At 52.9% G+C, this 6,966-nt stretch carries 9 protein-coding genes; 8 read left to right on the top strand and 1 reads right to left on the bottom strand.

The genetic code is table 11. The features are described 5' to 3' along the window. Positions 1-153 (bottom strand): transposase (locus tag B2R17_RS16540; RefSeq protein ID WP_286764851.1); only part of this gene is annotated, 153 nt, incomplete at its 3' end. Between the two features lie 297 nt (positions 154-450). Between B2R17_RS16540 and B2R17_RS16535 the strand changes: the two genes are divergently transcribed. The 8 genes from B2R17_RS16535 to B2R17_RS16500 form a co-directional block, all read left to right on the top strand. Next, the gene (locus B2R17_RS16535) at positions 451-939 is read left to right on the top strand and encodes a DUF6714 family protein (protein WP_286764850.1); all 489 of its coding nucleotides are present in this window, start codon (positions 451-453) and stop codon (positions 937-939) included. 113 nt (positions 940-1,052) lie between these two features. Further along, the gene (locus B2R17_RS16530; protein WP_286764849.1) at positions 1,053-1,529 is read left to right on the top strand and encodes a hypothetical protein; all 477 of its coding nucleotides are present in this window, start codon (positions 1,053-1,055) and stop codon (positions 1,527-1,529) included. 511 nt (positions 1,530-2,040) lie between these two features. Beyond that, positions 2,041-2,685, top strand: a complete 645-nt coding sequence (locus tag B2R17_RS16525) for a hypothetical protein (RefSeq protein ID WP_286764848.1) — start codon at positions 2,041-2,043, stop codon at positions 2,683-2,685. A gap of 1,150 nt (positions 2,686-3,835) precedes the next feature. Then, complete coding sequence (locus B2R17_RS16520; RefSeq protein WP_286764847.1) at positions 3,836-4,294, top strand: hypothetical protein; 459 nt, start codon at positions 3,836-3,838, stop codon at positions 4,292-4,294. A gap of 111 nt (positions 4,295-4,405) precedes the next feature. Beyond that, positions 4,406-4,948 (top strand): TIGR03067 domain-containing protein, encoded by a 543-nt coding sequence (locus B2R17_RS16515; RefSeq protein WP_286764846.1) that lies wholly within the window; start codon positions 4,406-4,408, stop codon positions 4,946-4,948. 199 nt (positions 4,949-5,147) lie between these two features. Then, complete coding sequence (locus tag B2R17_RS16510) at positions 5,148-5,591, top strand: hypothetical protein (RefSeq protein WP_008672278.1); 444 nt, start codon at positions 5,148-5,150, stop codon at positions 5,589-5,591. A gap of 236 nt (positions 5,592-5,827) precedes the next feature. Next, positions 5,828-6,319 carry a DUF1772 domain-containing protein gene (locus tag B2R17_RS16505; protein WP_286764845.1) on the top strand — a complete coding sequence of 164 codons (492 nt, stop codon included), beginning with the start codon at positions 5,828-5,830 and terminating at the stop codon, positions 6,317-6,319. A gap of 186 nt (positions 6,320-6,505) precedes the next feature. Further along, on the top strand, positions 6,506-6,966 hold a 461-nt coding region (locus B2R17_RS16500), incomplete at its 3' end, for an ankyrin repeat domain-containing protein (protein WP_286764844.1).

Genomic DNA, 6,966 nt, shown 5'->3' with positions numbered 1-6,966 from the left:
GGCAACGGTCTTGTTCTGCATCATGTTCCCTTTGCGACGGATTTGGTACGTCACCGTTTCCGACTTGACATCCAAAATGCGACTGTCGCTGATCGCGACTCGATGAACGTACGGTGCCAGGTACTTCAGCGTTGCAACGCCGTGACAAAACAAGCTTTGAAGCGTTTTGCGTCTACCAAAGAATCAACTCGCAAATTTTGCTTGAGTCTGGGTCGGAACCCGACGCCAGAGCGTAAGCGAAGCAACGGGACGAAGTAATTTCCACGATGAGAGAAACCGAAGAAAAACTGCGACAGAAGGGCTCGCGGATCAAATCGACAAACAACGATAACATACGAACCATTCCGTGCGAACTGGAGTGCCGAGCCATTCGATTTGTCGCAAGCACGGCACTACAGTGGTCATGCGATGGCCTTTGCTCACTGACCAACTACCACAATTCCTGTTTAGATGCAGACACTACGCATATGGCTGGCTGACTATATCGAGCACGCATTCCGAAGAGCGACGCTCGGTGATGGAACAAGCATCTACCGTGCGGAATCGATTGACGACTACGGCAATCCGCTGGAAGATGAACTTGATCAAACTGCAGAACGAATCGACTGGCGCAGGGTTCCGAATGCGGACCTTCTGAAACGCAACTGGGCCTTGCATCACCTAGACGCAAAAGGCTTCCGATTCTACACGCCCGCCATCCTGACAATGATGATTGATCCCCAAAACCGCTCCTCGATGCTGATGGACACATTTTTGTTCCGCTTGATCCGCGTGAACTGCGACTGCATGATCGGGAATGAATGCTTCCATAGCATATTCAATGCGTCCCAGCGAGCAGCGATCATTCGGTTCCTAAAGTTTGCTCAACACAATGAACCACGGGGGTTCAACGATGTCGATGTGCGCCGCGCTCTCGAGGTGGTCAAACGTTGTTCCTGAACCGGATGGTTACCGACCCATCCATGCATTCGGGCGGACGCTTTTGAGATGCTTGCCTCACTCGCCTCAGGTGATGGGGAATTGGACGTGATTGGAAGAAGCCTCCTACTGTGTTGAATATTGACAAAACCCATGGCTCGAACCACGCCACGCTGCACCGCTATCTGAATGGACGTTTCGTTTCACTGGACGTAGACAAATTGTTGTCCGTATTCGAACCGTTTCACGGTGGTATCGTTGATCGAGATGGAACGGTTCCACTTCACTTCCCGAAATTCTCAAATACCTACGATCTGCGTCTGGGATCCGATGCCGTCAGCCGTCGTGTGACGCTGACGCTTGATATCCGGCTACCGATTCATCCACCTGAATTCTGGTACTGCGTCCACTGTTTAATGGCAGACGACTTCGTCGCGCTCCTCGCGCCGGTTGTTAATAGGATATATTACGCCAACCCAGGCACTCCCGATCACGCTCCTAAATTTGATGCTGAATCGCAACTGACGCTGTCGTCCTTTATGACACCAATTCGATCTGTGAATGAATTGATTAGGAGCTTTGCGATTCCTGACAATGGCGAGCAAGCGTAGTCTGCCGCGAGCAGGTGGTGACGAGCGTTTGGACGATGCTCGGCCAACTTCCGTTTCCCGCTGAACCGCGACGCTATTGAGTCAATGGAGACCGACATTCGCTACCGCATGCCGACGCTCTTGATCGGGTGTTTAACACTCATTGGTTGCAGCTCAATGTCTAGCCAAGCCAACCAAGATTGGATCGCTGACCTCAACCGCACCGACACAATCGTGATGCATTCGAACGATGCAACCATGAGCGTTACCGATGATGAAACAATTCGTCGATTGACAGACATTTACTCGAACGCCAAATGGGAACCGTACTGGCACACCCTGCCAGGCAATCTTGGAGATCGTTCGATCGACCTTCTCGCCGACGGCGAAAGACTCCGACACTTCGCGTACACTGGCGTCTTGTGGGAGAACGAACGGTACGATTCGAATCGCACGGCGACGCTGCTTGATGCCGACCGCGAGTGGATCGAAATGCTCTTTGATCAGATTCCAACAATCGATCGTGCATCGGATGACCATTCAACGCAATCGAACAACCAAGCCGAGCCAAAAAAAATCAACGATATCTCGTCGCGGTCGGCTGATCGATAAACCTTTTCGCCTGACCAGCAACTCACCAAACGTAGCAGACGCATTGCCCTCATACTCAACAACTGACACAGCTGACGATCCTGTCCGCGGCGGCTCGAATCCGCATTGGGTCGTCGAATCAATTGCGATCACCTGGGCGTCATTTGGCTTCGCCTCGCTTGGGCTTATCGCAATCGGGTCATTTGCATTGACCGGCAGCCTGTGGTCCCTCGCAAGCGACGAAGACGCGTACATAGGGCTAATTGCTGTTCCGGTTGTCGTTGGATTCGCCTGTGTTGGCGCTTTTGTTGGATTCTATTTCCGATCTCTCTCCATCGGTGCCACAACATGCTTTTTCCCGCTTTTAATGTTTGCTTCTTTGCTCTGGCTTTCTGATTACTTTGGCGATCTTGGCGAGGGCGAGCAGGTCGCAATGCTGTACGCGAATGGGCTTTTCATTGGCGGCATCTCAATGTTTCCCGCGTTCATACGTTTGCCGCACATTCCCCCAATTTCATCACTGGCGGTACCACACGCCCTCGTCTGTCTCGCCGGCCTGTATTTTCTCTTCACCTTCGGTTTGTGAGCCTGGCAGCAATCAGACAGGACGTGTGCTCGAATCAGGACGGGCAGCCAGATTTTGAATGGTCAACTTGACTCTCTCCGCCCAATGGATTTGGTTGTTTACGATACGCAACGACGATTTGAGTTGCACATCGTTGGATGCCTCCAATCGTTCGAATTATCTCCCGGTCGAAATCGATAAAAATGCTGTATGGAAAACGCCACCTGATTGTTGCAGTACCACTACTTGTGACTGCGACCGGTCTACTGCTCATCACTTTGGACATATCCGACGACACAGTGAGCGTCGGCGTTCCTGCGCAAGACACATCCACTGCTATCGCGGAAGGCGACGCCCAACAGAACGACACTGCCCAAAGCTTGTTTGTCGTTGGCATTTGCTTCACGACGTTGGGTGTCGTATTCTCGCTGCTAGGCGGTGGCTGGTTCATGCTTCGCCGATTCCTCCACCGTCATGTTCTCCAGAAAGCGACCAATCCCCCTGCCAGCCAAAAATCGGCGCGTGCACATTGAGCGGGTCCGAAGACCAACCTCGATTTCCGATCACACTGGCGGCCACGGCCAGGTGACGCTGAACGTTTTCCGAATGTAATCCGAGCGATCGACTTGAATCCATACGCTTCAACCACCACTCCGCCATCGTCGATAGAGACTCGTCGATTGACGCATCCAGATTGGTGGTGGATGCTCACAATGGTTTTCGCTTTCTCCACATTCCTCTTGTGGACCCTCTTTCATTCAACCGCTAGCCAAAACGGATACAAATTGTTTTGTCACGGATATTGCTCAATACCACTTTTCGGTAGCGGCGATACCGTGCTCCGACACATTCTTCCATTTGCGTTTGCGACAATTCCATCTGGACTATCCGGTCTGGTGTTTTGGCACTTTTACCGAGGCTTCACAACCGAGCAGAAAGTGACTGGTCGAAACGTGTGTTTCCTCCTTGTGGGCTGCGTGCTGGCTGCCTTCAATGCTTCGCTCTTTGATCCAATCGGGTGAAAAAGATTCGACGGACCACCATGGTTTCACGCGGAGCACGACTTTCAGAGGGACTTCAAATGGTAAACTTGCGCGACCCCGGGCGTTGACCACAGACGTTGCCCGAATGAACTACTGCAAAGGATTGCTGGATGTCAATCATTTCACTGATGATCGCGATCTCGATCGGCGCCCCGCCTCAGCTCACCGATAGCCGAAATGTTCTTCAAGAGTTCAAAGACGCCGGAATACAAATCCAAGGACGCGACCCGTTTAACGGCACTGGGTTGTGCGGTGCATTGCTGTCCGTGCGCGTGCCGAGTGACGTCTACCACTTCTCACTGCCAGTCCGTGGATTTACCGATGACCATCTTCGCCTCCTGGGGCGGTTCCCTCATCTCATTCAAATACGATGCCAGCGCCCCGTTACTGAGGCAGAGCACAAACTGATTGAGTTAAACGTGCCGACGGGGACGTGGCCGCTGTACGATGTCCGTCTCGATACTGGCGATCTCAAGCAGCGTCGCTCGTTCCGCCGCGGCTATCGACTCGTTGATGAGGACGTCAACGGCGATGGAATCATTGACGAGGATGATGGGGAAATCCTTGATCCAACAGACTTCGAGTAACAAAGCGACGCACAAAGAGTGACGACGTCACATTGCCTGGAGTGCTTCGCTTCTATTCGCCGGCGTTTGAGCGCTAACGTTCACCAACAAATTCTCAGCAGAGTCACAATCATGAAGACATGTATCCCGACTTTGCTCGTGTTGGCATTCGCCTCGTTCTGCGCCGCTGATGAACCGGCAACAGAGATCCCGCCAAAAACCGACACCGGAATGAGCGTCGCGGACTTTCAGTATGGCGGAGTCTGGAAACCAAAAGGCGCAATGCTGAGCGGTACACTCTTGCCTCCACCCGCCCTCGATGCGATCACCCTCACGATCACGGACGAAGGCTATGAGGTAACCGTCACGGGCGAGGATCACTCGGACAAGGGGATTTATATGCTCGACGAAACGGTCTCCCCGATGCGGATGGCAATCAAGAGTACGTCTGGTCCCAATCAGGGAAGAATCATCCTTGCGATCTACGAGATCAAGGGGAAAGATGCAATGCGAGTCTGCTACGATCTCTCGGGTGGTTCCTTTCCGAAGGAATTCAAAGCACCGAAGGGATCCGGTCTATATCTCGCCGGCTACCGGCGGCAGAAACCCGAATCTTCTGACAACCAGCGGAGTGGCCCAAAACAGGACCGCACCAAAGTCTTTGACGTAGAATGAGCGGTACAAGGCCGCAAACCCTGGCATGCGCCGGAGCGACCGTGACCAATCAATCGTCAAGACAATGGCCGCTTACCCGGCCTAGTGATGCGGGACGCTGTGCCAGAATGTTTCGCGATGGTTCACGAGTGGGTTCTGAAAACGCGGTTGTCGGTGGCGTGGTCCGTTCCCCGACTGAAAACCCACAAAACGGTGATCTATGAACAAACGTAAATTCTTGATCGAGCTACCATCACGATTGTTGCTCGCGATATTGGCAGTCGCTTTGTTCTCCGCGACATACCTACAGATGGGCCTGAGCGATTTGCCAGAGATTGCTTTGTACGCTCCCGCCATGCTGCTTCGCGAACCCGTTCTCGTTGCCCCACTTGCCGTTGCCGACGTGGCTTTGGTCGTAATGGTATTGATCGCAAAGGTCTCGCAATTGCGTTCGATTCTTCGCTGCTACGTCTATGCGGGCATAGGCTATGCAATCGGGATCTATCTGATTGGAAACGGTTACGAACTCGCGTTGCCTGTTCCGTTCTACGGGCCTTTGATCGGCTGGGCCATCGCGGTTCTTCAAAATCATTTCGGACCAGCGATCTGGTCGTACATGGTGAACCGAACGCGAACGTCGACGACGAGACCTCGATGCCTGTAGCGATTAACCGGCGAGCCAACGGCTGCAACGGAACGTTTGCGATGCCCGTCTTCACGCGGGGTGAATCGTTCACGGTCACCCTCAGATTCGCCTCGAAATCCGATCGAAACTCCTGCAACTACATCGCGATGATCACTTGCCTAAAACTCGCCACGTAACCATTGCCGGTGGTTGATTGTAGAATGAGACGTGGAACACTCGCTATCGCTGTCACGCCTCAACCCGAGCTGGAGTAAATGTTTTTCCATACTGTTTTGGTATCCGCGACCCTTTTGTGCTCACTCGTTGCTGGGTTTCTATTTGCGTTTGCTGTCGTAGCCATGCCAGGCATCGGTCGACTCAACGACCGGTCATTTGTTCGCGCGTTTCAAGTGATCGATGGCGTCATACAAGAAAACCAGCCAATCTTCATGTTTGTTTGGGTTGGGTCTGTTGCTGCGATCGTTGTGGCGGCGGTCATCGGCTTCTCTCAGATTGATGGTACGAATCGAGCGATATTGATTGCCGCTGCGGTTGTTTACCTGTTGGGCGTCCAGCTCCCAACTGTTCGAATCAACATCCCGCTGAACAACAAGATCCAGGCGATTGACGTCGAACAAAAAGATGATCAAGAACTCTTGGTCGCAAGAGGTGAGTTCGAGGACAAGTGGAATCGATGGAACGTTTTCAGGACGGTCGTTTCCATCGCAATCGCGTTGTCGCTGCATGTATTGCTGCTGAGGATTTAGAGGCCAACTGCTGGTAGCAAGGCCTCCATCCAAGCCGAGCGTTCGGATGTTTCGCCGCCGCCAACATGCATACTCAGCTGATGAACTACACGAGCCCGAACAGACGCTGCTCCAAAATCTATTTTGCCCGGTACACTCCTGTCGTTCTCGCACCGGTTGCTGTGCTAAAAAACCGAACCAACCAAAATGCCAAACCATCCGATCTTCGCCCCGACGTTCCACGGTGACGTCTCAGCTGTCAAGAAGCTACTCAAAAAGGACCCGACACTCGTCAATGTTCGCGACGCAAAAAAGCTCACGCCGCTGCATGTTGCTGCAAGTCGTGGGCAATCCAGCGTTGCTCAACTATTGATCGACCACGGTGCCGATGTTCATGGGCCCACCGAAGATGGCGATTGGACACCGCTCGTGTTCGCTTCGTATCGTGGACACTACGAGGTAGCCAAACTGCTCGTCGAAAACGGTGCGGGTGTCACTACCGAAGATGGCAATCCAATTCATTACTCCGGACAACGCAAACACAAGGACATTTGCCGCTTGCTCGTCGAACACGGAGCGATTGATGACCTGATTGATTCCGAAGACTCGGACGTCCTCACACTTTTCCGCGCGGCCTACAGTTACCCCGCATTATTCACCAAGAACTT

The sequence above is a fragment of the Rhodopirellula sp. UBA1907 genome, assembly GCF_002337565.1.
In the GTDB taxonomy this organism is placed as follows: domain Bacteria; phylum Planctomycetota; class Planctomycetia; order Pirellulales; family Pirellulaceae; genus Rhodopirellula; species Rhodopirellula europaea.
This window is presented reverse-complemented; position numbering and strand designations above follow the sequence as displayed.